Source organism: Pseudomonas sp. GW101-3H06, from assembly GCF_059424605.1.
The window spans coordinates 132,401-157,834 of record NZ_JBWKZO010000002.1 but is presented as its reverse complement, the minus strand read 5'-3'; the positions used below and the strand labels follow the sequence as shown (position 1 = coordinate 157,834).

25 protein-coding genes and 1 pseudogene are annotated in these 25,434 nt (G+C 53.3%); 7 read left to right on the top strand and 19 right to left on the bottom strand.

The window, feature by feature from the left end; genetic code table 11:
• Positions 1 to 14 precede the first annotated feature (14 nt).
• From merA to merT, 4 genes are read right to left on the bottom strand one after another with little or no spacing between them, the layout of a single operon-like run.
• Positions 15 to 1,697 (bottom strand): mercury(II) reductase, encoded by a 1,683-nt coding sequence (gene merA / locus AC07ZE_RS29815; RefSeq protein WP_057977941.1) that lies wholly within the window; start codon positions 1,695 to 1,697, stop codon positions 15 to 17.
• A 34-nt stretch (positions 1,698 to 1,731) separates the two neighbouring features.
• Entirely contained in the window at positions 1,732 to 2,166 is a 435-nt protein-coding gene (merC, locus tag AC07ZE_RS29810; protein WP_057977939.1) for an organomercurial transporter MerC, read from the bottom strand.
• 12 nt (positions 2,167 to 2,178) lie between these two features.
• Entirely contained in the window at positions 2,179 to 2,457 is a 279-nt protein-coding gene (merP, locus tag AC07ZE_RS29805; RefSeq protein ID WP_029380721.1) for a mercury resistance system periplasmic binding protein MerP, read from the bottom strand.
• A 13-nt stretch (positions 2,458 to 2,470) separates the two neighbouring features.
• Positions 2,471 to 2,821, bottom strand: coding sequence for a mercuric ion transporter MerT (gene merT / locus AC07ZE_RS29800; RefSeq protein ID WP_057977937.1), 351 nt, complete (start codon positions 2,819 to 2,821; stop codon positions 2,471 to 2,473).
• Between the two features lie 71 nt (positions 2,822 to 2,892).
• On the opposite strand from merT, the gene merR reads away from it, so the two are divergent.
• Entirely contained in the window at positions 2,893 to 3,312 is a 420-nt protein-coding gene (merR, locus tag AC07ZE_RS29795) for a mercury resistance transcriptional regulator MerR (RefSeq protein WP_003160532.1), read from the top strand.
• A gap of 201 nt (positions 3,313 to 3,513) precedes the next feature.
• Here the strand turns inward: merR and AC07ZE_RS29790 are convergent, their stop codons facing one another.
• Complete coding sequence (locus tag AC07ZE_RS29790; protein WP_137807262.1) at positions 3,514 to 3,714, bottom strand: co-regulatory protein PtrA N-terminal domain-containing protein; 201 nt, start codon at positions 3,712 to 3,714, stop codon at positions 3,514 to 3,516.
• 177 nt (positions 3,715 to 3,891) lie between these two features.
• Here AC07ZE_RS29790 and AC07ZE_RS29785 point away from each other — a divergent pair, with 177 nt between their 5' ends.
• Positions 3,892 to 4,038 carry a hypothetical protein gene (locus tag AC07ZE_RS29785; protein ID WP_171017118.1) on the top strand — a complete coding sequence of 49 codons (147 nt, stop codon included), beginning with the start codon at positions 3,892 to 3,894 and terminating at the stop codon, positions 4,036 to 4,038.
• 192 nt (positions 4,039 to 4,230) lie between these two features.
• On the opposite strand, the gene AC07ZE_RS29780 is transcribed toward AC07ZE_RS29785, so the two are convergent.
• Entirely contained in the window at positions 4,231 to 4,611 is a 381-nt protein-coding gene (locus AC07ZE_RS29780) for a VspR family transcription factor (RefSeq protein WP_138739364.1), read from the bottom strand.
• A 101-nt stretch (positions 4,612 to 4,712) separates the two neighbouring features.
• On the opposite strand from AC07ZE_RS29780, the gene AC07ZE_RS29775 reads away from it, so the two are divergent.
• Positions 4,713 to 4,937 (top strand): helix-turn-helix domain-containing protein, encoded by a 225-nt coding sequence (locus AC07ZE_RS29775; RefSeq protein WP_137807261.1) that lies wholly within the window; start codon positions 4,713 to 4,715, stop codon positions 4,935 to 4,937.
• 141 nt (positions 4,938 to 5,078) lie between these two features.
• On the opposite strand, the gene AC07ZE_RS29770 is transcribed toward AC07ZE_RS29775, so the two are convergent.
• From AC07ZE_RS29770 to AC07ZE_RS29750, 5 genes are all read right to left on the bottom strand, one after another.
• Positions 5,079 to 5,378 (bottom strand): hypothetical protein, encoded by a 300-nt coding sequence (locus AC07ZE_RS29770; protein ID WP_232620239.1) that lies wholly within the window; start codon positions 5,376 to 5,378, stop codon positions 5,079 to 5,081.
• A gap of 251 nt (positions 5,379 to 5,629) precedes the next feature.
• Entirely contained in the window at positions 5,630 to 8,761 is a 3,132-nt protein-coding gene (locus tag AC07ZE_RS29765; protein ID WP_137807259.1) for a type I restriction endonuclease subunit R, read from the bottom strand.
• An 86-nt stretch (positions 8,762 to 8,847) separates the two neighbouring features.
• On the bottom strand, positions 8,848 to 9,786 hold the full coding sequence (locus AC07ZE_RS29760; RefSeq protein ID WP_137807258.1) for a COG2958 family protein: 939 nt from the start codon (positions 9,784 to 9,786) through the stop codon (positions 8,848 to 8,850).
• Between the two features lies 1 nt (position 9,787).
• Positions 9,788 to 11,038 (bottom strand): restriction endonuclease subunit S, encoded by a 1,251-nt coding sequence (locus AC07ZE_RS29755; RefSeq protein ID WP_238347423.1) that lies wholly within the window; start codon positions 11,036 to 11,038, stop codon positions 9,788 to 9,790.
• Positions 11,028 to 12,761 (bottom strand): class I SAM-dependent DNA methyltransferase, encoded by a 1,734-nt coding sequence (locus AC07ZE_RS29750; protein ID WP_137807257.1) that lies wholly within the window; start codon positions 12,759 to 12,761, stop codon positions 11,028 to 11,030. The genes AC07ZE_RS29755 and AC07ZE_RS29750 overlap by 11 nt, the downstream gene beginning before the upstream one ends.
• A gap of 602 nt (positions 12,762 to 13,363) precedes the next feature.
• Here AC07ZE_RS29750 and AC07ZE_RS29745 point away from each other — a divergent pair.
• From AC07ZE_RS29745 to AC07ZE_RS29730, 4 genes and pseudogenes are all read left to right on the top strand, one after another.
• Positions 13,364 to 13,530 (top strand): annotated as a pseudogene (locus AC07ZE_RS29745) (transposase domain-containing protein); the annotation flags it as partial.
• A gap of 219 nt (positions 13,531 to 13,749) precedes the next feature.
• Positions 13,750 to 16,650 (top strand): ATP-binding protein, encoded by a 2,901-nt coding sequence (locus AC07ZE_RS29740; RefSeq protein WP_137807256.1) that lies wholly within the window; start codon positions 13,750 to 13,752, stop codon positions 16,648 to 16,650.
• A 664-nt stretch (positions 16,651 to 17,314) separates the two neighbouring features.
• On the top strand, positions 17,315 to 17,905 hold the full coding sequence (locus AC07ZE_RS29735) for a hypothetical protein (RefSeq protein WP_137807255.1): 591 nt from the start codon (positions 17,315 to 17,317) through the stop codon (positions 17,903 to 17,905).
• Positions 17,906 to 17,970: 65 nt separating this feature from the next.
• Entirely contained in the window at positions 17,971 to 18,243 is a 273-nt protein-coding gene (locus tag AC07ZE_RS29730; RefSeq protein ID WP_137807254.1) for a hypothetical protein, read from the top strand.
• A gap of 344 nt (positions 18,244 to 18,587) precedes the next feature.
• Here the strand turns inward: AC07ZE_RS29730 and AC07ZE_RS29725 are convergent, their stop codons facing one another.
• The 8 genes from AC07ZE_RS29725 to AC07ZE_RS29690 form a co-directional block, all read right to left on the bottom strand.
• Entirely contained in the window at positions 18,588 to 18,914 is a 327-nt protein-coding gene (locus AC07ZE_RS29725; protein ID WP_137807268.1) for an HNH endonuclease, read from the bottom strand.
• Positions 18,915 to 19,055: 141 nt separating this feature from the next.
• A complete protein-coding gene (locus tag AC07ZE_RS29720) occupies positions 19,056 to 19,970 on the bottom strand; it encodes a hypothetical protein (protein ID WP_137807253.1) in 915 nt (304 codons plus the stop codon).
• Positions 19,971 to 20,092: 122 nt separating this feature from the next.
• Positions 20,093 to 20,776: a hypothetical protein gene (locus AC07ZE_RS29715; protein WP_137807252.1), complete on the bottom strand. Its 684-nt coding sequence runs from the start codon at positions 20,774 to 20,776 to the stop codon at positions 20,093 to 20,095.
• 908 nt (positions 20,777 to 21,684) lie between these two features.
• Positions 21,685 to 22,017, bottom strand: a complete 333-nt coding sequence (locus AC07ZE_RS29710) for a hypothetical protein (RefSeq protein WP_137807251.1) — start codon at positions 22,015 to 22,017, stop codon at positions 21,685 to 21,687.
• Positions 22,018 to 22,363: 346 nt separating this feature from the next.
• Entirely contained in the window at positions 22,364 to 22,561 is a 198-nt protein-coding gene (locus tag AC07ZE_RS29705; protein WP_372242181.1) for a BPSL0761 family protein, read from the bottom strand.
• A gap of 46 nt (positions 22,562 to 22,607) precedes the next feature.
• A complete protein-coding gene (locus AC07ZE_RS29700; RefSeq protein ID WP_137807250.1) occupies positions 22,608 to 23,954 on the bottom strand; it encodes a nucleotide-binding domain-containing protein in 1,347 nt (448 codons plus the stop codon).
• Positions 23,951 to 24,604 carry a Pycsar system effector family protein gene (locus tag AC07ZE_RS29695; RefSeq protein ID WP_137807249.1) on the bottom strand — a complete coding sequence of 218 codons (654 nt, stop codon included), beginning with the start codon at positions 24,602 to 24,604 and terminating at the stop codon, positions 23,951 to 23,953. Before AC07ZE_RS29695 ends, AC07ZE_RS29700 begins: the two co-directional genes overlap by 4 nt.
• Entirely contained in the window at positions 24,564 to 25,397 is an 834-nt protein-coding gene (locus AC07ZE_RS29690; protein ID WP_137807248.1) for a thymidylate synthase, read from the bottom strand. The genes AC07ZE_RS29695 and AC07ZE_RS29690 overlap by 41 nt, the downstream gene beginning before the upstream one ends.
• Positions 25,398 to 25,434: the final 37 nt, after the last annotated feature.

Below are 25,434 nucleotides of genomic sequence, written 5' to 3'. Positions count from 1 at the left end.
ACCTCGCTCTCTCATTACCCTGCGCAGCAGGACAATTGTTTGACGTCCTTGTTAAAGGTCTGTGCGGCGAGTTTCAGACCCTCGACCATCGTCAGGTAGGGGAACAACTGGTCAGCCAGTTCCTGCACTGTCATACGGTTGCGGATGGCGAGCACCGCCGTCTGGATCAGTTCGCCCGCTTCCGGGGCCACAGCCTGCACGCCCAGTAGTCGGCCGGAGCCCACTTCGGCGACCAACTTGATGAAACCCCGCGTATCGAAGTTGGCCAGCGCGCGTGGCACGTTGTCCAGGGTCAAGGTGCGGCTGTCGGTTTCGAGGCCGGCGCGGCGCGCTTCGGCTTCGCTGTAACCTACGGTGGCCACTTGCGGATCGGTGAACACCACGGCCGGCATGACGTCGAGATTGAGCGTTGCCTCGCCGCCGGTCATGTTGATTGCCGCACGGGTGCCAGCCGCCGCCGCCACATAGACGAACTGTGGCTGGTCGGTGCAGTCACCGGCCGCATAGATATCCGCTGCGCTGGTGCGCATGCCCTGATCGATCTGGATTCCACCGCGCTCGTCCAGCTTCACGCCGGCGCCGTCCAGATTCATGCCCTGGGTGTTCGGCAAGCGCCCGGTGGCAATGAGCAGTTGGTCAGCACGTAACTCACCATGGTTGGTGGTCAGTACGAACTCGCCGTTGGTGTGGGACACCTGGCTGGCTTGCGTTTGCTCCAGCACTTCGATGCCCTCCATACGGAAGGCCTCCGTCACCGCCACGCCGATGGCCGGGTCTTCGTGGAAGAACATCGCACTGCGTGCCAGGATCGTGACCTCGCTACCCAGCCGGGCGAAAGCCTGCGCCAGTTCCACCGCCACTACGGAGGCGCCGATCACGGCGAGCCGCTTAGGGATTGTGTCGCTCGCCAGTGCCTGGTCTGAGGTCCAGTACGGCGTGTCTTTCAGCCCTGGAATCGGCGGAACGGCCGCGCTTGCGCCGGTGGCAACCAGGCAGCGGTCGAAGGCTACGATGCGCTCGCCACCCTCGGCCAGTTCCACGCTGAGCGTGTGGCCGTCCTGGAAACGCGCGGTGCCACGCAGCACGCTGATGGCTGGGGTGCTCTCCAGAATGCCTTCGTATTTGGCGTGGCGCAGTTCGTTGACACGGTCTTGTTGCTGCGCGAGCAGCCGTTCGCGCAGGACCGTCGGCGTCGTGGCGGACAATCCGCCATCGAACGGACTCTCGCGGCGCAGATGGGCCACATGCGCGGCGCGAATCATGATCTTGGAGGGCACGCAGCCCACGTTGACGCAGGTGCCGCCGATGATGCCGCGCTCGATCAGGGTGACGCGCGCACCGCCTTCCACCGCCTTGAGCGCGGCCGCCATGGCGGCGCCACCGCTGCCGATGACCGCGACGTGGAGCCTGTCACCCTCTTTCCCGGCGTCAGTGCTACCGCTCAGCCAGCCCCGTGCCTTGTCGAGCAGGACGGGACGGACTGGTGCCGTGGCATCTTCGAACGCCGCTCGATACCCCAGGGCCTCGACGGCGGCCTGCATTTGTTCACGGCTTACGCTCTCGTCGACCTTCAGCTCGGCCTTCCCGCTGGCGTAGGAAACATCCGCCCGATGCACGCCGGGGATCTTCTCCAAGGCCTCTTTCACATGCTCGACACAGGATGCGCAGGTCATGCCAACGATTTGCAATTCAGTCATAGCGTTACTCCTTCAAATGGATCACTTTTCGGTATCACTGTTTCTGCGGAGTCGGACAGGAATCAGGCCCGCAACGGCGCTGAGCGGGCGACACCAGATCCCATATCGACACCCCAAACATGACGGCTAGGCCGATATAGAGCAGCCAGCCGCTCCGCCAGCCGTACGCTCGCATAAAAAATACCGCTGCCAGCACCAGGGCAGGACCGATCAGGCCGAGCGCAGTCCGTCGCCACTGCCGATGATTGAGCCAGCCAAGGGCATTAACGAGCAGAGCCAGTCCAGCAAACAGGGGCAGCAGCGTGGTGATGAACAGGCCTTCCCACTGGCTCAAAAAGCCCAGTCCGATCGCGGCCCCCAGGCTAGCAAGGGCGGGAAAACACATGGCGCAGCCCATTGCAGAAATCAGCACGCCGACGGATCCGGCTTTGTCACCGAGACGAGTGAACAGATTGAGAGGATTTGCCATCAGAACTCCCTCCTATTGCTTGACGCTGGACGGATAGCCGGCGTCCTCGGTCGCCTTGGTCAGCGCCGGGGCATTAGTCTTGGTATCGTCGAAGGTGACGACGGCTTCGCGGTTCTCGAAATTCACTTCAGCCTTGGTCACGCCATCGACCTTGGTCAGCGCCTTCTTCACCGTAATCGGGCAGGCAGCACAGGTCATGCCGGGCACCGACAGGGTAACGGTCTGGATGGCCGCCCAAACAGGTGTGGCGACGAGAGTGGCGAGGGCTAAGGATGCAAGCAGTTTTCTCATGGTGAACTCCTGATCAGTAGAACAAGGGAAGGATGTAAGGGAAGCTGAGCGCGATCAGCGTCAATGCCGCAACCACCCAGAAGAGCAGCTTGTAGGTGGTGCGTACCTGGGGCACGGCGCAGGCTTCGCCCGGCTTACAAGCTTGTGGTGGTCGAAAAATGCGCCGGTAGGCAAAAAACAGCGCGATCAACGCCCCGCCGATAAAGACCGGTCGGTAAGGTTCCAGCACGGTCAGGTTGCCGATCCAGGCCCCGCTGAATCCCACGGCGATCAGTACCAAGGGCCCAAGACAGCAAGTCGAGGCGAGAATCGCTGCAAGCACCCCAGCGACAAGAGGGGCGCGCCCGTTTGATGGTTCAGACATGCATTTCTCCTTTCGAGCATTTGATCGATGGTTTAAGGTTAATCCCGTAGTCATGTACGGAGTCAAGCGGTATGAAAAACAATTTGGAAAGCCTGACCATCGGCGCTTTCGCCAAAGCGGCCGGGGTCAACGTGGAAACCATCCGGTTCTATCAACGCAAGGCGCTGTTGCCCGAACCGGACAAGCCCTACGGCAGCATTCGCCGCTACGGCGAGGCGGATGTCTCACGGGTGAAATTCGTAAAATCCGCGCAACGGCTGGGCTTTAGCCTCGAAGAAGTGGCCGGGCTGTTGAGGTTGGATGACGGCGCTCACTGTGATGAAGCGCGCGTGCTCGCCGAGCAGAAGCTCGAGGACGTGCGTGGCAAGCTCGCGGATCTGCGACGGATCGAGTCAGTTTTGGAGCAACTGGTTCACGACTGTTGTGCGAGCCACGGGACTGTTTCCTGTCCGCTGATCGTTTCGCTGCATAGGAACAAAGAGCCGCGCTGACCTACGATCAGCAGTTCCGTAAGGCGCCCCTGTTTGTCGGCTGGAGCTTAAAAAAAAGCGGCGCTCAATGAGCGCCGCTGAATGGCCAAAGGAGCACTTGCAGAGGCCACAGATGGGTAATCTGACATTTACGCTCGCGCCTTATCAGGACAGACTCACGCTGAGTCTGGTCGAGCGGAGCGTGCAGCGGTCGCTCATGTCCTACCTTGCAGGTGAACAGGCGGGCTGCTCTTCGACACGGCTAGCCGCCGTGGCCCCTCGTTGCTCAATCTTCACCACCAAGGCCGCCTTGTCGTGCATAGAAGCGGCCCGCTCAATCGCACGATCGCTCCCGCCCTCGGCCCATAGGATGGATGACAGCAGAGTCGAACCAACTATCAGCAGTAGTCTTAGGTATTTCATAACAGCCTCCTCTCGGGTTTTCTACCCACGAGTCGACTCTATCTCCGTAGTTAAGTACGGAATCAAGGAGGAAGTTGAAGTGAGCCTAGATTATGGTGCTGAGAGAAGATGGTAGGGCTTACGTGCGCTTTCTGTTCCGTTGCTCCCCAAACCCCAGCGAGCAAAGGAGCAAGCCAGATGACCCCTATACGCAAGTGGTTATCGAAACTCGCCCTGGTGACGACCTCGGTCATGGCGATCTTTGCAATTGCCGGGGCAGCCGAAAAATCCAACATTCTCGTGATCTTCGGTGATGACATCGGCCAGACCAACATCAACGCCTAGCCAAGCGGAATCAGTGCAGTCTTTGTCGAGTCTGTTTGGTGCATCTTCTTTTAGCTGCTGCCGCGTCGGTGGCAACCGGCGCAATTCAGCAAGGTGGGAAGGGGCACGGATAGATTTCATTGGTCACAACCAATGCAATTATGTGGTCAGGTCGGATGCAAACGCCTGGTCAAATGGAATGCAAATGGGTGGTCAAGTGGGGTGCAATTTCGCAACTTCCAACGGATCAGTGGAAGAGGTAGCGATAGAGAGCCGTTGCTCATCCGTGGCAGCGGAATCGTATATAGCCTCAAACCCGTCCTCTACAAGGTGGAGATTGAGATGGTCGGGGAACGCAAGTAAGTGGTAGACCTGGTCGCGCGGGCGACGCTCCGCATCCTTCACAGCCCAATGTACCCGAACCATCTTTCGAATGTGCTCGTAAACATACCTCCTCAGATCACTGAGACTGAAGGTGCCGGGAACGAGTATTTGAGCATAGGCATCGCGAAGCTCACGGGTTGTGAATTGCAGTTTGGAGTGGCGAAGCAGGTCAAATAGATGCCTGTCGAAAGTGAATAAATCCGGTTTCATGCAGGCCCCACAGAAATGCTAGAACAAAATACGGATTATAGTCCGTGGCCGACTAGTCCGCAAACCAAGGATAGTTTCGCCTCGTAGGGTACGAGGCAGTTATGAGAGATCTGGCAAAAGAGTTGGGTCTAAAAATACGAGCGCAAAGGAAAGCCAAGGGGCTATCCCAAGACGTCTTCGCCTTGGTCTGCAGGATTGATCGCAGCTACGTTGGTCGCATCGAGCGTGGTGAGGTGAATATCACCGTAGAAAAGCTATTTCAGATAGCTGAAAGCTTGGAGTGTGATCCAGCGTCACTTCTACCGCCAGGCCCTGAGTATCGCTGAATTGATCGCAGACTCTTTCGTGCGGCTCTACCGATTGTGGAATCGATGGTTTCCCATCGTTGACCCGTACCAAGCAGCTCTATAATCGTCGCAGCGATGGAATCGGCCTGGATAGGTGGAACCAAATTCGGAGGGAGTCAGTTATTCAGGAGCCGTGCTCAAATGGAGATCTCTGATTAGAGCTTTGCGATACCGCAACGGTGTTCCATTGAGCTCGATAAATAACAATCGATTTGCTGCGCTCACCAGCATGGGCATTTGATGGCTGGGAATACACACATAGCCCGTCAACTGTTTGTCATTGATGTGTAGCGAGCCGATGGCCGCTGGTTGCTCTACCAAGGTATCCAGCCATGGATCGGCGACCAAACGCAAACGTGCTTCTGGATATTTGAATTCCTCTGGATCAGTAACACGCCCCTCCAAGGTCAAGGTGGCCATCTCCTTAAAGTGGCTCTTCCCTTGCCACCGGTCCGTAGGCCTGGATAGGTAGAACGACCAGCTAAAATCCCAGCTTATGATCTGTATTTCATACCGAGCGAACAGCGTCTCTAACCGAGGCCGGCCACGTTTTTTTTTTAGATTACTCGGAGAATTTTTTGCCATAGCCTTTCCGTTTATGCGACAGGCCAAGATCTCTGTATTCATTGGCTATGGTCCGTAAATCTGTCTCGCTGACAGGCTCGCGGAGCTTAAGCCGCATATAGCCACGCCTCACAAAGCGTCTCTGCTTGATTGAGTATCAGCTGGGCCGCTTCCTCTGCTTGATCCGGCGGATACTTGTACTTGCGCAGAATTCGCCGCACCAAGATGCGCAGCTTGGCCCGCACGCTTTCACGGCTGCTCCAATCGACACTCACGTTGGCTCGCAGGCTAGCGGTCAGTTCATGGGCAATTTTGGCCAGGATCTCGTCGCCTAGCTCCCGCACCGAAGCCTCGTTGTTGGCCAAGGCATCGTAAAATGCCAGCTCGTCATCATTGAGCCCTAGAGCATCGCCACGTTGGCTGGCAGCGGCGAATTTCTTGGCCATTTCGATCAGCTCTTCGATGACCTGGGCGGTTTCGATGGAGCGGTTTTGATAGCGTTTGATCACATTGGCCAGTAACTCGGAGAATTTCTTTTCCTGGGCCAGGTTAGTGCTGTAACGGCTCTTGATTTCGCCTTCGAGCAAACGCTCCAACAGCTCGACCGCCAAGTTCTTTTCTGGAAGATTGCGTACCTCGGCGAGAAATGTGTCGTCGAGCAGGCCGATATTGGGCTTTTCCAGGCCCACCGCCTCGAAGATGTCCACCACGTCGCCAGAGACCACGGCATTGCCGATGATTTGGCGAATGACCAACTCGCGTTCTTCATCGGTTTTTTTCTGCTGGCTGACTTCACGTTTGATCAATATCACCTTGATCGCCTGGAAAAATGCCACTTCCTCGCGGACGGCTTTGGCTTCATCCAAGGTACAGCACAGGGTGAAGGCCTTGCTCATGGCCAGCGCGGTGTCCGCAAAGCGCTTCTTACCATCTTCCAAGCCCAATACATGGTTGGCGGCCCCGGCTAGCAGCTTGTGCCCGCCAGTGAGAAAATCGTTGTAGTCGAAGCCATGCAGCAGGCTGCGCAAAACGTCGAGTTTCTCCTCCAACACTGAGTAGACTTCATGAGCATCCACGGTCGGTCGGCCTTTGCCCTTGCTGCCGGTGTACTCCTTGAGCGCGGCTTTCAGCTCATTGGCGATACCAATGTAGTCCACTACCAGGCCGCCCTGCTTGTCCTTGAACACGCGGTTGACTCGAGCAATGGCCTGCATCAGGTTATGGCCCTTCATGGGCTTGTCCACGTACAGGGTATGGACGCAGGGCGCATCGAAGCCGGTCAGCCACATGTCACGGACGATCACCAGCTTGAGCGGATCGAGCGGATCCTTGAAGCGTTTTTCTAGGCGCTTTTTAAGCTGGCCAGAATAGATGTGCTGTCGCAACAAAGCCTTGTCCGAAGCGCTGCCGGTCATGATGACTTTGATCGCGCCTTTCTCCGGATCTTCGTCGTGCCACTCCGGGCGCAGGGCAATGATCTCGTTGTACAGGTGCACACAGATCTCCCGGCTCATGGCCACCACCATGGCCTTGCCGGGCATCTGCCCCATGCTTACCAGCCCCTGATTACGCTCCTCAAAGTGTGTGACCAGGTCGGCCGCCACGCTTTGAATCCGCGGCTCGGCCCCGACCACCTTTTCCAGTGCGGCCCAACGGCTTTTCAGCCGCGACTGGTGGTCGTCCTCTTCATCTTCGGCCAGTTCATCGACCTGATCGTCGATCGTGGATAGCTCGCTGTCTTTCAAGGACAACTTGGCCAGCCGTGATTCGTAATAGATGGCGACGGTCGCACCGTCTTCGGTGGCCTGCTGCATGTCATAGACGTGAATGTATTCACCAAACACCGAACGGGTATCGCGGTCTTCGCTGGACACCGGAGTGCCGGTAAAAGCCACAAAAGTGGCGTTCGGCAGTGCATCGCGCAGGTGCTGGGCATAGCCCACCTGGTAACGGGTTTGGCTCTCGCCGGACTGTGTACCCTCCGAGGTTTTCAGCTCCGCGCCAAAGCCATACTGGGTACGGTGCGCTTCATCGGCGATGACCACGATGTTCGCGCGCTCGGACAGCACCGGAAAGGTGTCTTCATCCACCCCCGGCATGAACTTCTGGATTGTGGCGAAGACGATGCCGCCACTCGGCCGGTTCGCCAGTTTGCTGCGCAAGTCACCCCGTGACTCCACCTGGACGGGTTGTTCGCGCAACAGATCCTGGGATAGCGAGAAGACCCCGAACAACTGGCCATCCAGGTCGTTGCGATCTGTGATCACGACGATGGTCGGATTCTCCATCGCCACTTCCTGCATCACACGGGCAGCGAAACAGGTCATGGTTATGCTCTTGCCCGACCCCTGGGTGTGCCAGACAACCCCTCCCTTATGCGTCCCACCGGGACGCGAAGCGCTAACCACCTGTTGAATGGCGGCGCGCACGGCGTGGAACTGGTGATAGCCGGCAATCTTCTTTACCAAGCGACCGTCATCCTCGAACAACACGAAGTAGCGCAGGTAATCTAGCAGCATCTTCGGCGCCAAAGCACCGCGCACTAGGGTCTCCAGTTCGTTGAATTGACCCAACGGATCGAGATCCTCGCCGTCGATGGTGCGCCAGTTCATGAAGCGTTCGGCATCAGCCGACAACGAGCCCATGCGGGCTTCGCTGCCATCGGAAATCACCAGGATTTCGTTGTATTGGAACAGATCCGGGATCTGTTCTTTATAGGTCTGGATTTGGTCGAAGGCTTTCCCTAGGTCGGCCTTCACATCGGCCGGGTTCTTCAGCTCCAGCAACACCAGCGGCAGGCCGTTGACGAATAGGACAATGTCCGGACGTCGGGTGTGTTTCGGCCCCAAGATGCTGAACTGATTGATGGCCATCCAATCGTTAGCTTTCACCTCGACCCAATCGATCAAGCGAACGAAGTCTCCCCGCGTTTCGCCGTCTTTTTGGTACAGCACCGGAACACCGCTGACCAATAGACGATGGAACAGGCGGTTGGCCGATAGCTGTACGGGCAGGCCCAGCTCGAGTACCTGCTTAAGCGCATCTTCGCGCGCGGCCAGTGGTACCTTGGGATTGAGCTTGGCTATGGCGCTACGCAGGCGCTCAACCAAGACCACTCGACGATAATGATCGCGCTCAGGACATTCTCCATCATGAGCGATATCCGGCCCATACAGGTGGGTATAGCCCACCTCCGTCAGCCAGCCGAGGGTTTCCTTTTCTAATTGGTCTTCGGTCATTCCGCTTCACTTCCTGTGTTCAACTCACCAGCCAGTTTTGGGCTCAGGACCGCCTGCCAATCCATCATGCATTAACTTGAGTGTCATCATTCGCTGGCCACCCACTCTCTGGCCGACACTTCGCCGGTCTGGTGGAAGCGACGTATTCTGCCGATGAACTCGGTGAAGTCGCCATTCTCTTCAGTCAGTCGGTTACACATATCCCAATCGATTTCGCTGCGTTCGCGAGCTGGGATCAGAATCTGGCTTTCCGTGGGGCTCTGTACGTCGAGCTGAATCACACCAATACCATGAGCTGCTGCCAGCATGCGTAACTCTTTGAGCGTACCGTCGCCCTCCACCGTGGCTGCCACCAGGTAGCCGAAATGTGCCCAGGAGGAGTTGGACACGGCCTGGAAAAAACTCTTGCGTGCATTGGAGCGATTGAGCAGCAGCTTGACCTCGAACGACCACAGTCGAGCTCGACGCTCGCCCGACACGCGGACGCAGTCACGCAAGTCTAGCGTCCAGTCGGTAGTCAGGTCTTCTAGGCCTACCAGGTCCGGATGCAACCATTCGTTGCCACCGCTGCCAGCACGGTTGGATGAACGTTTTTCGTTGATCCGCATGGCGTACACCCGCTGCTCATCAGTCAGCAGGTATTCCGCCAGAATCGGATAGAGCGCATGCTCACGCAACGGCGAGGGTTCAGGCAGGTCTGACGGTACGAGTGTTACTCCTTCGGCTGCCGCCACCTCATCGTTGGCATCCATGTCCGACCAGTAATAGTGACGTGGCCTTCCTTCCGTCGTTTTCAGTTGAGGGTGCATCTGCTGCCAGCGCGGGCGTGAACCAGAAATTTCCGCCACCAGTTGCTGTACCAAGTCATTGTCAGTCTGGATGTAACTGGCACTGCCCGCTTTCTTGACCGCACATTCGGCAGGAAACTGCTCGAATATCCATTGTGCCATTTCGCGAGCGGTCTGCTGGGTATCTGGCAGGTTCTGCAGGCGCTCGATGAAACGTTGACGCAGGTTCAGAGCCATATCAGACAGCCTCCGACAACATATTTTCGATGGAGGCTTTCGATTCCGGCAGGCGCAGCTGGCCGGAGATCAGCCGCGGTAGCAGAGTGTCACGGAGCTGAGCGAGGGTTTGGGCTTGTTGTTCATTACCAAAAATCATCTGATGAATAGTTTCGGCAAAATTATTGAACTGCTCAATCACCGATGCCGGTGGATTAACAACATGGAGTCGTTTCAGGTCGGCCACGGTTACATGACCAAGCCCTGTTGTCTGTTTGTTCCGCGCGAGTTCAGCAAATACTGGCTTTAGGTTCCTGAGCGTTTGGAGAACAAATGAGCGCTCACTGGGAATATGTGGCAAAACACGAAAAATGTGCTGATTGAGCAATGCCGGATCATGCCCCCAGACGAAAGTGTCAATGGATGTATCTGGATTACCAGACCACGAGAAAAGTATGTCCCCTGTTTTAATTACGTACTTATCCGGCATGACAATGTCTGAAAAAGCCGTTTGCGAGGTAACTCCAGCCTTCAGCTCCGCAATCTTGATGATTGGAAGACCGCGACGCTCCGCATTGGGCTCAAATGCTTTGTAAGCTGCTCCATTGATGTAAGAAGCCATATCGTAGATAGGTCGTGTAGCCCAGCCCTTCGGCACCAACCCTAGCTCGGACTCTTCTAAACTGTCGGGAAACAGCGCGGCGGTGGCCGCGTCCATGCCTTCTGGTTCGAGCCCTTCCGCTTTGGCACGCACCGGGTCGAAATTGACGAACCAGGACTTGAACAACACCTGGGCGATGGCTTCCAGGGTGGCGTTGGTTTCGCGAAGCAGGGTGATGCGATCGTCAAGGGCACCGAGCATCTCAGCCATCGCCCTTTGCTCGCTCGGCAAAGGTACACGAATAGCTACTGGGTACAGGTTATTTCTATTTAGAGATGGTTGGGCGCTACCAGAGTTAAACCCCGAAAAATCGAATGCCTTCATAAAGTAGAAGACAAACTTCGGATGGTTTCCCTTAAAGTCGGTGACGTACAGCGCAGTATTCAACGGCCAGTAATCCTGATCCGAGTATGCCGCCACGCCAAACGATGCGCCACTTCGACCAATTGTCACGCCGGGGCCCTTGGCTTTGACAGTATCGTGATAGCCCGTGATGCCGAATGAGCCGAGAATAGGGACTGAACCTGACTTTCGATCTTGATCTGGTAGATCATGGCCACGTTGGATAGCAACGAAATCGCCAAACGTCATTTTTCGCCACTCAGAACTCATAGCCCAGCTCCCCCAGTTTCTGCCGGATCAACTGGTCGAGCTCTGCGCCCTTGGCCAACTGCTCCCCTAACAGAGCCGTGAGGTTCTGCATCTTGTCGGCAAAGGCTTCATCATCATCCTCGATCGCTTCGGCACCAACATAACGCCCCGGAGTCAACACATGGCCGTGCTCGGCTATTTCTGCGAGGAGTACGCTGCGGCAGAAGCCAGGGACGTCAGAGTATTCGGCAATCTCACCGCCGACATCCAGCGGAACCCCGCGCCAGTTGGCGACGGTTTGCGCAATTCGATCGATGTCGCTGTCGAGCAGCTCGATCTGCACGCGACTGACATTCGTACCCAGTTTACGGGCGTCGATAAACAGCACTTCGCATGGGCGGGCGGCTTTCTGTTTCGTCAAAAACCACAAGCAGGCCGGGATCTGCGTGTTGAAGAATAACTGGCCGGGCAACGCGACCATCACTTCCACCACATCCGCTTCGACCATGGCGCGGCGAATATCGCCTTCAGTGTTCTGGCTGGAGCTCATAGAACCGTTGGCCAGGACGATGCCGGCGCGGCCGCTGGACTTGAGGTGAAACAGCATGTGCTGCAGCCAGGCGTAGTTGGCATTGCCTTGCGGCGGTGTGCCGTAGACCCAGCGCGGGTCGCCTTCGAGGCTGCCGTGCCACCAGTCGCTGATATTGAACGGCGGGTTGGCTAGGACGAAATCGGCGCGCAGATCGCTGTGTTGGTTACGGATAAAGGTGTCAGCCGGTTCACGGCCGAGGTTGAAGTCGATACCACGAATCGCCAGGTTCATCGCGGCCAAGCGCCAGGTGGTCGGGTTGGACTCCTGGCCGTAGATCGACACATCGCCGAGCTTACCGCCATGGGCTTCGATGAATTTTTCCGACTGCACAAACATTCCGCCGGAGCCACAGCAGGGATCGTAGACCTGGCCATGGTGCGGGTTGAGCACCGCGACCAGGGTCTTGACGATGCTGGCTGGGGTGTAGAACTGCCCGCCTTTCTTGCCTTCGGCGCTGGCGAACTGGCCGAGGAAGTATTCATAGACCTGGCCGAGCAGGTCGCGGGCCTGGTTAGCATCGCCACCAAAGCCAATGACGGAAATCAGATCGACCAGTTCGCCGAGCTTGCCGTCGGGTAGCTGAGCACGGGCGTAGCGCTTGTCGAGGATGTTTTTCAGGCGCGGGTTTTCCACTTCGATGGCGGCCAAGGCCTCGTCGATGCGTTTGCCGATGTCGACCTGTTTGGCGGCGGCGCGCAGCGACTCCCAGCGCGCCACTTCCGGTACCCAGAACACATTCACTTCTTTGTAGTAGTCGCGCTCTTCCAGCTCGCTGGCCAGCAGTTCGGCGTCCTCACTGCCCAGGTAGTAGTCATCGCCGGCATCGGCAAAACGACGTTCCAGCTCGGCGCGGCGGCCGGCGAAGCTGTCGGAAATATACTTGAGGAAGATCAGGCCGAGGACGATGTGCTTATACTCGGCGGCGTCCATGTTGGCGCGCAGCTTGTCAGCGGTGGCCCAGAGGGTTTTCTGCATATCCTGCAGGGTGCTGCTGGTTGGGTTGACGACGGCTTTACGTCCCGACTTTTTCTTCAGAGGCACAGGTTCTGCGCTGGCGGATGCCTCGTTTGGCACATAACGGGCACGGGCCTGGTGGAGCGCCTGTTCAGCGAGACTGCCGGCGGTCTGTTTGGCACCCTTTTGATCCGTCATGGACTATTCCCTAAATTCGACGCAGATAAATTGCGCAGTAAAAAATGAAAAATCGGCCATATAGGTCCGGGCGAAGATGGGCTGCATGATAACGGCTATAGAGTATTTCGTCTGACTTCCTCGGTGGGGGTAGATGTTTGAAAGACTCGAATCCTTCGCCGCACAGTTCCTTCAAAACAGTCGCGATGGGAATGCAGCTGTACGATCCGAGCGGCTGTCGTGCGGGTCTGTTCGTCTCATCTCTCCCGATATCAAAATGACTTTTTTGGCCGGTTGCGGCACCTGGGTCCGCTTTTCGCCGAAAGATACCTCGGGGCAATCTCTGCCTCCGGCCCATAGTGGGCTTTGTCACCACTGCCTGTTTTCGACACGATGAAGACATTCGATACAGAGCTGTTTCACCTAATTTTTTTTCTGCGAAATTGGCAAGAAACGGCCGGTCAGCACATACAACAGCAACCATCCTTAAACGCACGTTGATCACTTCCTGCGTTCATATGAAGATCATTCAGTTATGGCCTGCCCGTGCCGGCAACCACCAACAGCCTTGAGCGCAATGGCCACCGACAGACTGCAAAGTCCGATACCCAAGGCCATCCATAGCTCTGGGGCGTAAGAGTTGGCTCTTCGCCGGATCGCTGCGCAGCGGTAAACAGGCAGCGGCGATCATGGGTTTGATCCAGTCTGCGACTGAATGGGCATGATCCATATGCTTATTTGAAGGACGTGTTCACGCGCCTGCCGACAGCGGGCGAGTGAGATCGATTAGTTGCTATCGCATAAGTGGCAACCTGTTTAATCACGCAAGGCGTGATGCCCGGAAGCATACGCCTTGGCGGCAAGACACACGGAGGTGAATCAGGCAAAACAACTGCTTCAGGCGAGACGCGCAGTGGCAAGGTAACTGGGCGTCCTTGGCACTAAGCTCCCGATGATGGCTTTCTGGTTTCAGTCCGGCTACGCTGGCTCGCATCATGGAGGAGGCCCGATGAGTCAGTACCTTTTGAGTTTCGCCAGACAGAATCTTGAAGGGCGCTCGGACGCCTATCTCGTGCTGCTCTGGTGTATGTACAAGGCCTATCAGGGTAAGGGGCGCTACTCTGACCACATCAAAAACCATATCTCGACAGCGGCTGACGCATTGCTAGGCCGTGATTACCAGCGTGCAGCTGCGCGCTTCAAAAAAGTGCTCGACAACAGGCCGGAACTGGATGCGGTCGCGCCCTCTGCCCTAAGTCCAATCGACTATCTGCGGGTAAAAAATTTCCGGGGATTCGGCGAGTTTGGCGCTGATGATAAAGGAACTACGCTTCGCTTCAGCAAGCTCAAGAATATCTTCTTCGCCCCAAATGGCGGGGGTAAGTCATCTTTATGCGAGGCGCTGGAAATTGGCGCAACCGGAACGATCAAAGAGGCGCTCCGACGTAAGACCAAGATCAAGCAGTACATCGCGCGCGGTTCCAACCGGCCCGTGCTAACGCTCATGGGTACGAATAAAGCCAAAGTCACACAAAGTCTGACATGGTCTAGCTGCTTCATCGACCGCAACCGGCTTCAGGAATTTTCGCTGCTGGGCTCCAAGGACACGGGCAGTGCCGAGGGCGATGTCGTGGCCACGTTGTTCGGTTTAGAGGAGCTACAAGAGGTCATCTCGCGCTTTGTTCGCCCTGAAAGTTTTGTGCTCAAGGACTACAGGCGTGCTGATCGAGCAGATGAACTCGCAGACTTGGAGCACAACCGATCAAAATTCGCCTTTCAGCGGCGAACGCACGGTGCTGATCTCAAGTCATGTGTAGCGAAGGTGTGCCAGCTGTTGGGGTTGCGGACTGATCAAGATTACGACGTGCCATTCAGGACGCGCAGACTGTCGAAGCTGACTGAGTCCAGGATACGAAAAGCGGAGCGGCTGCGTGTCGCTCAAGCGCCGGTAGTTTTTACCCTCCGGCAAGCTACGCGTATCCGAGCCATCGCCGAGCGCCTGCTGTCCCGGAAAGCCTCAATCGAAGCCGAATTCATTAAGCGGGCCAGCGACGTCAATTACCAGGCAATTTATCTCGCCCTGCAAGCGATTGAGCCTGATAGCTCAGGTGATACCTGTCCGGCCTGTCTGACTCCGCTGGATCGAGTTGCTGAGAATCCATTTGAGCGTGCACGGCATGAACTTCAAGAGCTGAGCACCTTGGAGCAACTCAGACAATCAAAACGCCGAAACGAAACCCGCATAGCGCGCCTAGCGGCGGCAGTCGCCACAGCCGTAGCCACCGTAAAATCAAACTCGCAAGCAGGCGTGCCGTGCGATGTGCCTATGGATGCGCTGAGCACTGAACTCGGCAATTTTCATTCGGCAACTGACCGGGCCGAGGTCGGTGCGAGCGTCCTTGGGCTGTTCGTCACGGTGCATATGAGTCAGTCCTCGGCTATAGAGGCTTATCTTCATGCTTGCCATATCAAGCATGAGGAAGTGACTCAGGCAGAAGCACAAGCCACGCGTCTTGAAAGCGAAGCTGCCGGATTGAAGCAGGTACGCGAAACGCTCGAACAGCTCTTCAATCAAAAAAGGGCGCTTGAAAACAGCTTCGAGGTCGTCAACGATAAAATGGAGGATCTCTCAAGGAAAAGAGAGGCGCTGCTGAACGATGCCACTGATAACAGTCACTTCAACCACCTGCTGCACCATCTAGAGGCTGAGTACGCCAATCTTTATCGTGATCTGCAGGACTTTAAGTTAGGACTGGAAAAGTCACGAATTACAGGCATCGAAGCTAAAGCTGCTGAATACTACAGGTCGATCAATAATCATGATGAGGAGCATGAGCAGATCCAGTCGCTAAACTTCGAGAAAGATGGCAACGCCTACAGAATCAAAATAACTGATGTCAATGGTTCCACTCTCGACGCCTTTGCAGTGCTAAGCGAGGGGCACCTGAGAGCTCTGGGGCTGTCGTTATTGCTCGCGATGGCTCAAAAAAATAATTATCCACTGATTGTGTTCGATGACGTGGTCAATGCCATTGACAGTGATCACCGGTCGAACATCATTGATCTTTTTTTTGATGACCCTTATCTGAGTCGAGTCCAAATGGTGGTGACGACTCATGATCGCCTCTTCTGGGAGCGATTTTGCATCATTGCCGATCGCCATACCCAAGCCGATAACATTGCCAGCAATGTCTTGACCTACACAAATAAAGGCATTGTGGTCATTGATTATTCAGCGGGCTTTCAGAAGAAAGTCCATATGGCACTATCAGTTTACGACGTGCGCCAGGCGTTGGTGTATTGCCGTATCTGGTTCGAGTCTATGGTGCTTGAGTTTTGTATCGAGAAGGGCCTTTCTATAACTGCTCAGTTTGGAAAGCTGAGCGTGAAGAACAATATGTTCCTTCAGATCAGTCTTGAGAAGACGTTTACCCTCATCGAGCCTCACATCAACTATGACCTGACACACTTTGATTTTATCAAGAATGACCTTGTGAACTGGCGAGGGCAAAACCAGGAACATCATGCCTTCGACGAGGGAAGCCTGAATTTCGTCCACTCAAAGACCAGCAAGGAAATTGTCAGGATCTATGATGCAATTCGTCTGCTGGAGTGCCAGCTGTTTACGGCGAGAAAGAAGAAGTCCGGGCAGAAATTCCTAGCGGAACTCAACGCCAAGATTGAGTGGAACCGAAAGAAAATGCCAAGTTTTGCCAAGGCACCGCCGACGGTGCAGCAGGAGCGGCAGGCCGCATTGGAGGCGTTGGAAAAACGTGCCGCCGAACTGGATGAGGAACTCCACTTCATAGAGCGCTGCCTTGCAAGTATCGCTTTGCGAGATCAGGACGAAGGGCTGCCTGGTGAACCTCCGCCTGAAGGGGATGAAGAAGCGTTGGCCGCTGGTGGCTAATAAAAGCTTGGGGCGCCAGGGGCGCAGGGTGTGTTGGGTGAGATGTTCGTCGGAGCTCAAACTGATATAGCGTTGGGTACATGGGCATGAGAAAGCAGAAACCACAACAGCGCGAAGGGCGGACGCTTACTGTTATCCACCGGAAGCGGTCTATCGCGAATGACCGCTCATGGCCGAGGCTGTGTAAAAACGTTTTTCAGCGCGACAGGTACTCAAAACCGGACTGAAAATCGCGCTTCTACGCAAAATCCACATCTGCTGACATGCCGACAAATTTCAGATTTAACGTAGACGCGCACACTTCAATTTTGGCGAAGTGTTTTTACACACTCTGGGCCGTTTTCTGCCCGTTGCGAGAGGCAGAAAACGGCCAAAAGCCGACGGTCGTACCCAGCCAGCGTCTGCTGGCTCTTCCGCCTAAAACTCAGACTCCGCTTCGACGACCTTAGCGCGGTGACGCAGCCGACAGCGTGTGACCGGCTGGTGTCTGTGCTGGATGGAGATCAATGGCCAGATGGAAGGGGACAATACGTGCCGGTAGTTTCCCCCGCACCCCGATTCGGGGATACGGCGGGAGAGTGGGGGCGCTTACCTAGGTGATGGCGCATTGCCCACGCGCCCGCGCCGTGAGATTCTGAGCAATCTTATGATCAGGGCTGCGTACATGGAAGAAGATTACGAAGGCTGGCTCGCGAGCCGCCCAAGCCTCACAGAAGACAGAAGCCACCCTAATCACTGGCGAAACCGCGCAGCTGACTTGAAGGCGTCTGCCGGCGTTTTGTGGCACTCCATGGGGTCGCAAGACGCGGCCATCGCAGAGGAATTGGGCTACGCACCTGGCTACCGCATGGGGGTAGCATGCTGGTCCGTCTATCACATGCTTTGCGGGCTTTCTCTCGAAGTCATTATCAAAGCCGTTCTTGTCAGACGAGGCACACTACCGCAAAAGGTCGAGACACATTCCTTCGTGAAACTGCATGAAGTTCTGGGCGTTGAAATGGATGACGAGCGTAAGCGCCTTATGGCTTTCTACGAGGCAGCTCTTGTGTGGTCTGGCCGCTATCCCACTCCTAGAAATGCAACTGATGACAAGCTTCTGAACTACTTCGACCTTGCTAACGATATTCTCATGAAGCCCCTATCGATGGGAGAAAAAACCAGCATTCAATTGAAGGTTTCGAGCGGGGCCACCGACTGGCAGTGCTATTCAGCGCTCTGGCAGTCATACGCAGATCTGTTTGAAAATTATAGATGAACCAGTGGTTACACCAGATGTGTCGTCTACTTAAAGTTAGGCCATTAAATTTTTGAGGGAGAAATATGCGAATCGTTATCTCTACAGTTGTTCTGCTCGCGTTGTCCGGCTGCGCGACGAACTCTGGAATCGTTGACCTTGGCGGAGGCAACTACGTTTATGAAAAGGAGGATGCGATGGCCTATAACGGTAGCTCAGTGAAGGTAGAGATACTAAAAGAGGCTGCTGCGTTTTGTAAAAAACAAGGTAAGGTGCTTTCTGTACAAAGCTCCGCTGCGAAACCATATAACCCCTACTCTTCGTATGCTGGTGCCGAAGTTCAATTCAGTTGTAAATAAACTGTTTGCCTTGCCTAACAAACGCTTCGAGTGGGACTGTCCAAAAGCTGGCTTCGCCAGCTTCCGGCCAGCCTCTCAATCACAACGTTAGTCAGCGTCCGCAATGGGTCCAGGCTGTGTGAAAACGCATGTATCGTTTTGAAGTCTGCGTTGCTACATAAAATCTGGCAGCGTTTGGTTAGTCAGTAGACCTGAAATTTGCGTAGGCGCGCGATTTTCGTTGCGGTTCTGACTGCCAAACTCGCTCTAAAACGTTTTCACACAGCCTGGGTCGATTTCTGCCTGTCGCGACTGACCGAAATTGACCCTTTGCAGACATTCATAACGTCCTCTCGATTGAAGGGTTAGGCGCTCGCATCGATTTCGGGACTTGATAGTGCATTTCGCACAAGCTGAGTAACAGATTCTTCGTGTATGCCTTTACGCCTGCAGTACTTTGACTGAAGCCACACCTTTAGCTCCTTGGCTCCTTTGCTCGCATTGCAGGACATGCAGCACCTGGCGATGTTTTCGCGGGTAACGATTCTGGCGTCGTTGATGATGTGTTCCCAAGAGGGCGTGGTGCCGCGAGTTTGGGCCGGAAGCAAAAAAACCACGCCGCAGTAAACACAGGCAGTATCTCGCGCCAACACCTCTTGTTCGAGCCAGTCCGGGATGTTCCATCTGTTCACAGTGAGCCTCCTTGCGGCATCTGTTACGAGGCGCCTAACGATTAGGCTAACCGGCGAGCAAAAGCGCAGCTTTTGCGAGTCCAACGAACGAAGTGAGCGTGGTTGAGCGGCTTGTTATGTGATGTTGCAGTGTGCGCGCTGCTAACCAATTACTTTCGTTGTTGATTCGATCTTTACCGTAATTTTTAAGTCACCAAATGGTTTGATGTTGTCCTGAGCTCCGGTTACTAGATTAGTTGAAGCGGCTTTGAACATATCTCCCATGAGCTTTAATCTTGCCTCCTTCATTTGCTTAATCTGTGGCAATGTAAAATGCGGCTGCAGTGGTGTATAGAGCTGATCTGATAGTTGAATTGGCCTTGGAAAGCAGTTCGGGCTGTAATATTCATCGATAATACCCCAGACTCTGCTAACAAAATTAATAGTGCTTACGAAATCTGACCATTGCATGCCTGTATTATTTTCATTGTGTGCAACTGACTTATTGCGAAAATCCAAGAAGCGTTTTATTGCTTGGTTTCTGGTAGATTCATTTCGAGCAAATTGTTCAGTTATATAATCAATTTCATCTTCGCTTGCTATTTTGGCTTTTTTGATTTCATCGACGTCATGATTCCAAATATTATTCAATGAAAAGTCGCCTGACTTGTTATTGAATAGCTTCGCTAGTTCACAGCTAACCATAAATGTAATGCTCACATTTATTAGGTTATGGATGTAGTTATCTTGAGTTAGAAAAAATTCTGCATCAACTTCATTTATGGAATGCCAAAATGTATAGCTTTCCATAATCTGAAGAATTATTTTTTCAATTCCCCGAGGCAAGCTTCCGTTTTGATAGTTCGGGTCAGCTTTAAGCCTCTTTAAATAATCAAGCTGATCCTGAATTTGGTTGGTTGTAACATACCCGCCGTCAACCATTTCTTGGTTACGCTGAATCTCCTGATCGATTCTGTCTTTTTCGATGGTTCCGTACATGAGAAAAGTGAAGTTCTCTTTTGTCTTCTCCATATTGTTGAAGTTGATGGTGGTGCAGTTTTGCTTAAGGCTGATCATGGAATTCCTTTTCTGGGAGTAATCTAATTTCTTGGATACTCACATAACGATTAAGCTAAGGGGCCGGCTTTAGCCGGTCCCAGTGAGCGAAGCGAACGGTTTGAGCGCATTGTTAGTCGCCGCTACCACGGTATACTTCGGGCAGTAACCCCTAAAACATTGAAAGCGCTCGTTAGGAGCGCGAACAAGAAAAGAACCCATGGTATTAAATAGTCGGGAGTTTCTTCTTTCCCTATTAGAAATTCAATTATTTTCCAGGCCTTAAACCATAGCCAGTGAAACCATCTGTATTTTATTGTGTAGCCTCTGAAGTCATTTCCTGGCAAGCGCGGCTCCCTGTAGTAAGCTTGATAGCTCAAGCATAATTGCCCGTATTCGTACTTCAACTCTTGTGGGACGGTGGCAAAGTCAATGTTGTTGTATGTGTTTATGCCTTTTTCTAGCGCATAATCATCTCGTTCTTTCTGAAATCTGTCTTTTTGGTTATTTACATAGTCTTGTCTAGCGCGTTTCTCTAGTAGTTTGTAGAGCAAGGACTCTTGCTTTCCGCCTAGGCTGGTGTTAATTGTTTTAATAACACCATGCTTGATCATATTTCTTGAGCTCAGATAAAAGCGCCAAGCGAAGTATAAAAGGATAGTGTGGGCAATCCAGGTGAGTGCGGCTGGATTTGTGATTTCGTAATTAATAAATATCAGTCGAATAGAATCACCGGCGGGCGCGAGCCCTAATGCCCAATACACGATGAACATCATTGAGATGAACTTAAGGTTTCGAGAGTGTAAGTTAGGTTCGGTAAAGGCCATTTTGTTACTTTCCCTTAAAGATTCTTATTAAGGTCCCGGGCAATGTAGGCTGTTGGGGTGGCTAACTACTATTAGGCGACATGCCCTGTCGCGTTTCTTATCGCGATGGCGTGTCGGATAAGCTCTAGAGGTGGTCGCGGCAAACGCGACATCGCCCAGAGAGAAACACGACACGGGTGACGGCAAGCCCTGCTGCCCTCAAGATTCGAAGGCAGCATCGATGACGCTACCCATTTGTCATCACTGTGTCCACCGTCCGCTCCTGGCCGTTCTCTGCCGATCACGACCGTCTGCTGTTAACCGACTGCTGCCCGCCATGAAGGGCAATGAAATAGGCCAAACAAGCTGCTGTAGCCAGAGCATTGGTTGAATACGTGAAGCAATAGCAAAAAGGCGAATACCAGAATAGTTTAACGGCTAGGTCTTTTAGATTAATTTTGCCATTCACGCCTCGTAATTAGCAGAAAAATCTAGATCGTTGGTTTTATGCGCAATTATGCAAAAATTCATAATTTGCTTGAAGGCAGGGTTCGGCGACGAAAAAAAAGTGTGCTGGAGGCTGGGTAAAAAGGGTGGATAAAACCGTCTCTCAATATCCTAGGCCTTTGGGGCGTTTCTGCCGGTGAGAATACGAGGCGCGTTGGTCAAAGCTGAACGGTGACGGTTCATGGTCGCACGTGCGATTGTTGTCCCGCGCTTCATCTTTGTCCAAAAATGCCAGCAGTAAGGAAAAGAAATGTTTCCTTTAAGTGCTAAATATAGCCATAAAGACAATATTTCTTTACTTACGGCTATCGGCCATTTACCGCCAGTGACTTCAGGCCGGGGCCTGTCCAGAAATGCCGTTCGGGTTAGCCACCAAATGAATTCATTTGAACACCTAGCCCGCCAGCCTCGTGAAAATCCACCTACATCGACTTGATCGAAACCACTTCCACAAACCGGAATTTTTTCCTAGCCACCCTAGTCGCTTGCTGCTCAGCTAGGAGGGTACTCAACGTATCAGCCTCATGGAACATCTCGTGCGTTTTGCCTTCAAATTCATTCCCCACTCGAAGCATGACTCTCAGCCTAGGTGTATATGCTTTCGCGACCTTCTTTTTCTTTGCCACCTTTGCCGACTGCGTGATCACGGTATCCGGAAGAGGCTTTTGCACTGGAGACGCACTGCCCTGCGCAACCTGCTCGCCAGCACCGAAAAGCGCCCGGCGCATCTCTTCTTCAGTTAGTTCTGGATTCATGCCAATTCTCAGGGGGATGTTATGAGTAGCTAGTACGATTCTATCAGCATGACGAATTTCTCCAGTAGCGAGTCCCCTCTGATTAGCTCTAGGGCGATGGAATGGGTCGCTATCTATTCGTCATGGACGAACTAGCTCGTTTTCAGCTATGCGGCTGAATTGGGTGCGATCAAGAGATCCTTTTAACCACCCTGAGTAAATTCTATCGTGAGTTTACACTAGCGTGAACTACGCACTAATGCGATACCCTTTCGCAAGCGAAAGCGACGCCATTTCTTTCTACTACCGTTAGCAAAAATCGGTAAGAAGGGTCAGCAACCTGCCGAATGCCTCACCTGCGACAGACTCAGCGCTCGACCGGGGTCGAAGCTTTGCCGTCGTAAAACTTTTCGGCTATCAAAATTTCACTTGGAGTGGGATATTGCCTTAATAACTGAAAAGCGCTAAGACGCACGGATTCCGGAACTAAATTATTACCTGATAGGTCAATTAAAAAATCTCGAGTCTGTATCAGCGATCGCACACGTGCATTTGGCCTCGTCATTTTATCTCTCCATCAGGCAGGGTAGTCGCTTCAAAGCTAAAAACTTTCAACAAATGTATACGCCGATAGTATCTCGAAAGACTACGACCCCTAACGAATCCTTCACCTCGACTTCCATGCAATGCAATCCTCTATATTTGGTGGATTCTGGTAGATCGAAACGCTCTCCGGCATAGAAGGAATTTAGACCAGGCTGACTCTTCATCAGAAAATTGTACGTGCCCTTTGGATAAATTCCTGCAGATGTTTCAGTTGCAGCCTCATGCCCATGGTTATACTTGGTAAATGAAGCTACCAAGGGAAAGCGTAGCGCGGCTTCAGCACCCCGCTGGATTACCAGCCGAAACTGAAGACTGGAAAACTTAGGGAGAAATCGAGAGACCGAGCGATATTCCTCAAGCTGACCGTTTAAATCTACATAGCACTTGTAAGAAATATGAGGCTGACCTACTGCTCGAGAACCATCAAAAGTCGCCTTTTCTGAAGGATCAAAAGGCAAGAGATCACGATACTTTCGATTGTTCAGCTCTCTCACTTTATAGAATTTTTTATTGCCATCTCTATCGGTATAAATCTTATCCAGGTAATTTACTTCGACCGACTCACCATTCTCCATCCTAACTTTTTTGTCGACAAAGGCAGTCGGAAAATCAATTTTCGAAAGTAAGTTATCACCTAACATCGCGCAATTTTTTCGAGCCATTGCTTGGAGCTTAGCGGCCACGTCCACATAGAATGACGTCGGCGTTACCTCGCAGACTTCGCTGTAGCCGTAGGAGGCCCACAAAACCTCCTGATTTGAACCATAATCTAACCCGATCCGGAACCCGAGATCTCTGGCTTCATACCCCTCCTCGACGAGGACAGGAATAATAGTCCCCACCATTAGCGACTCTAGCACCGCAGCGCAATTTAAAGCGTTAGCGATCGTGTCATCCTCTGTGTCGGTATGGTTCCCGAAGAAGGCGAGGACTGCATCCCCCATGAATCGATGGACATATCCATCAAGGCTACGAACAACCTCCGACGCGGCCTTGAGTATGGAATTTTTGATCCATGACACCTCCTCCAGCGTGTAAATGAAGGACAACCGCGTGGAGTTCTTAATATCCAAGAACAAAGAGCAGACGTGATGGTATTCAACATCAGCCGTCCCCTCCAGATGCTTAAAATCCGGATGACAACCAATTACAGTCCGGTTGATATCCCCCTTACCAAACTGCGGTCGGATACGAGTCTGCAAAGCGTGCTCATGCACCTCTCCAACCCTGGGTAGGCTCCGACTCTCATTCATCACGATGCCGTCCATGACGACGTGACTAGACTTCATCATTGGCTTCGAACGAGCTTTATTGATGATGCTGCGGAAGGCATCTTTTGACGCAGTACTCACAATGCGCACCTCTGAACGAGCGAATTCATTAGCAGTCCAATCATGAGCACGGCAATCGAAATAAAATTCCCGTACAACAAAACAAGCGTGAGTCTTTTCAGAATCCCAAATTTAATATTTGCTATCTTTGCCAGCGTGAATACCTGCTGTGACAAATCTTGCAGGAAGGTATCGGAAGCCAAGGACGTCACCTTGTTTTCGTAACCTCCGGCCCCCTTCTGGGTCGAGGCTATATCACCATAAAAAATCACTGACTCACCAACATCCTTTTCGACCGAGCTCGTGGTGATTGGCAAAATGACCTTTACAGCCATCCAAAGACAAATGATGGACGAGCCGATCACACCAACAATTCCGATAGTTATCAAGATTAGCAACGGTGGTGACTGGGCGTCTGAGACAAGTTTATTGAGATTTACCGAAACCCAAGCAATTACTGCCGCCGCGTAAGAAATTATGATTGCACACTTGGCATTCGTGGACATGACATAGCCATCAATCCTTTTTAGGACTTCAAGCAAATACTTCGTCTTGTCCTCTACCTTCAGCTCATCCATCGCCACATTCCCTTGCAATTTCATAAAATATAAACCGCTCAGTATTTTGCCATCAAATTGCCACAGGGGCCTTAATGCTCGGATACGGCTCATACCCGACCACCTCAAAGTCCTCGAACTTATAGTCGTAGATAGACTCAGGACGCTTCAGGATTTTAAGCTGGGGAAGTTTCTTTGGTGTCCTGCTCAACTGCTCCTGGATCTGCTCCATATGGTTGGAGTAAGCATGAGTGTCACCAGTCGTCACGATAATCTCATGAGGGATCAGATCGCACTGTTGGGCGAGCATATGCGTCAGTAGCGCCAGCGCAGCCGTGTTGTAGGGCAAACCAAGGAACACGTCGGAACTGCGGATGTAGAGCTGCATGGACAGGTGCCGCTCATGCACAAAGGCCTGGTAGAGGAGATGACAGGGCGGAAGAGCCTGTAGCCCATTGCGCGCGTTTTCCTGCGGGCTTTGGCGCTCATCAGGAAGGTACTCGACATTCCACCCATGGAAGAGGATTCGTCGGCTATTCGGATTTGTCTTGAGGGTTTCAACCATATAGTCAATCTGGTTGATGGTACGGCCATCCTTCGTTGGCCAAGCAGTCCACTGCTTACCGTATACCGGGCCCAGATCACCATCCTCCGTCGCCCACTCATCCCAGATGCTGACGCCGTTTTCTTTGAGCCATTTCACATTGGTACTGCCACTGAGCATCCAAATCAACTCGTTGGCAATGCTTTTGAAATGGAGCTTTTTGGTCGTGAGCAATGGGAAGCCGTCGGCAAGATTGTGGCGGAACTGTCGAGCGAAGACCGCCTTCGTGCCCGTACCAGTTCGATCACCTTTGACCACACCATTGGTGATCACGTCGGTTAGGAGATCCAGATATGCTTTCATGATGGCCTCTGATCTGTCGCCGAGGTAAATGCGACTC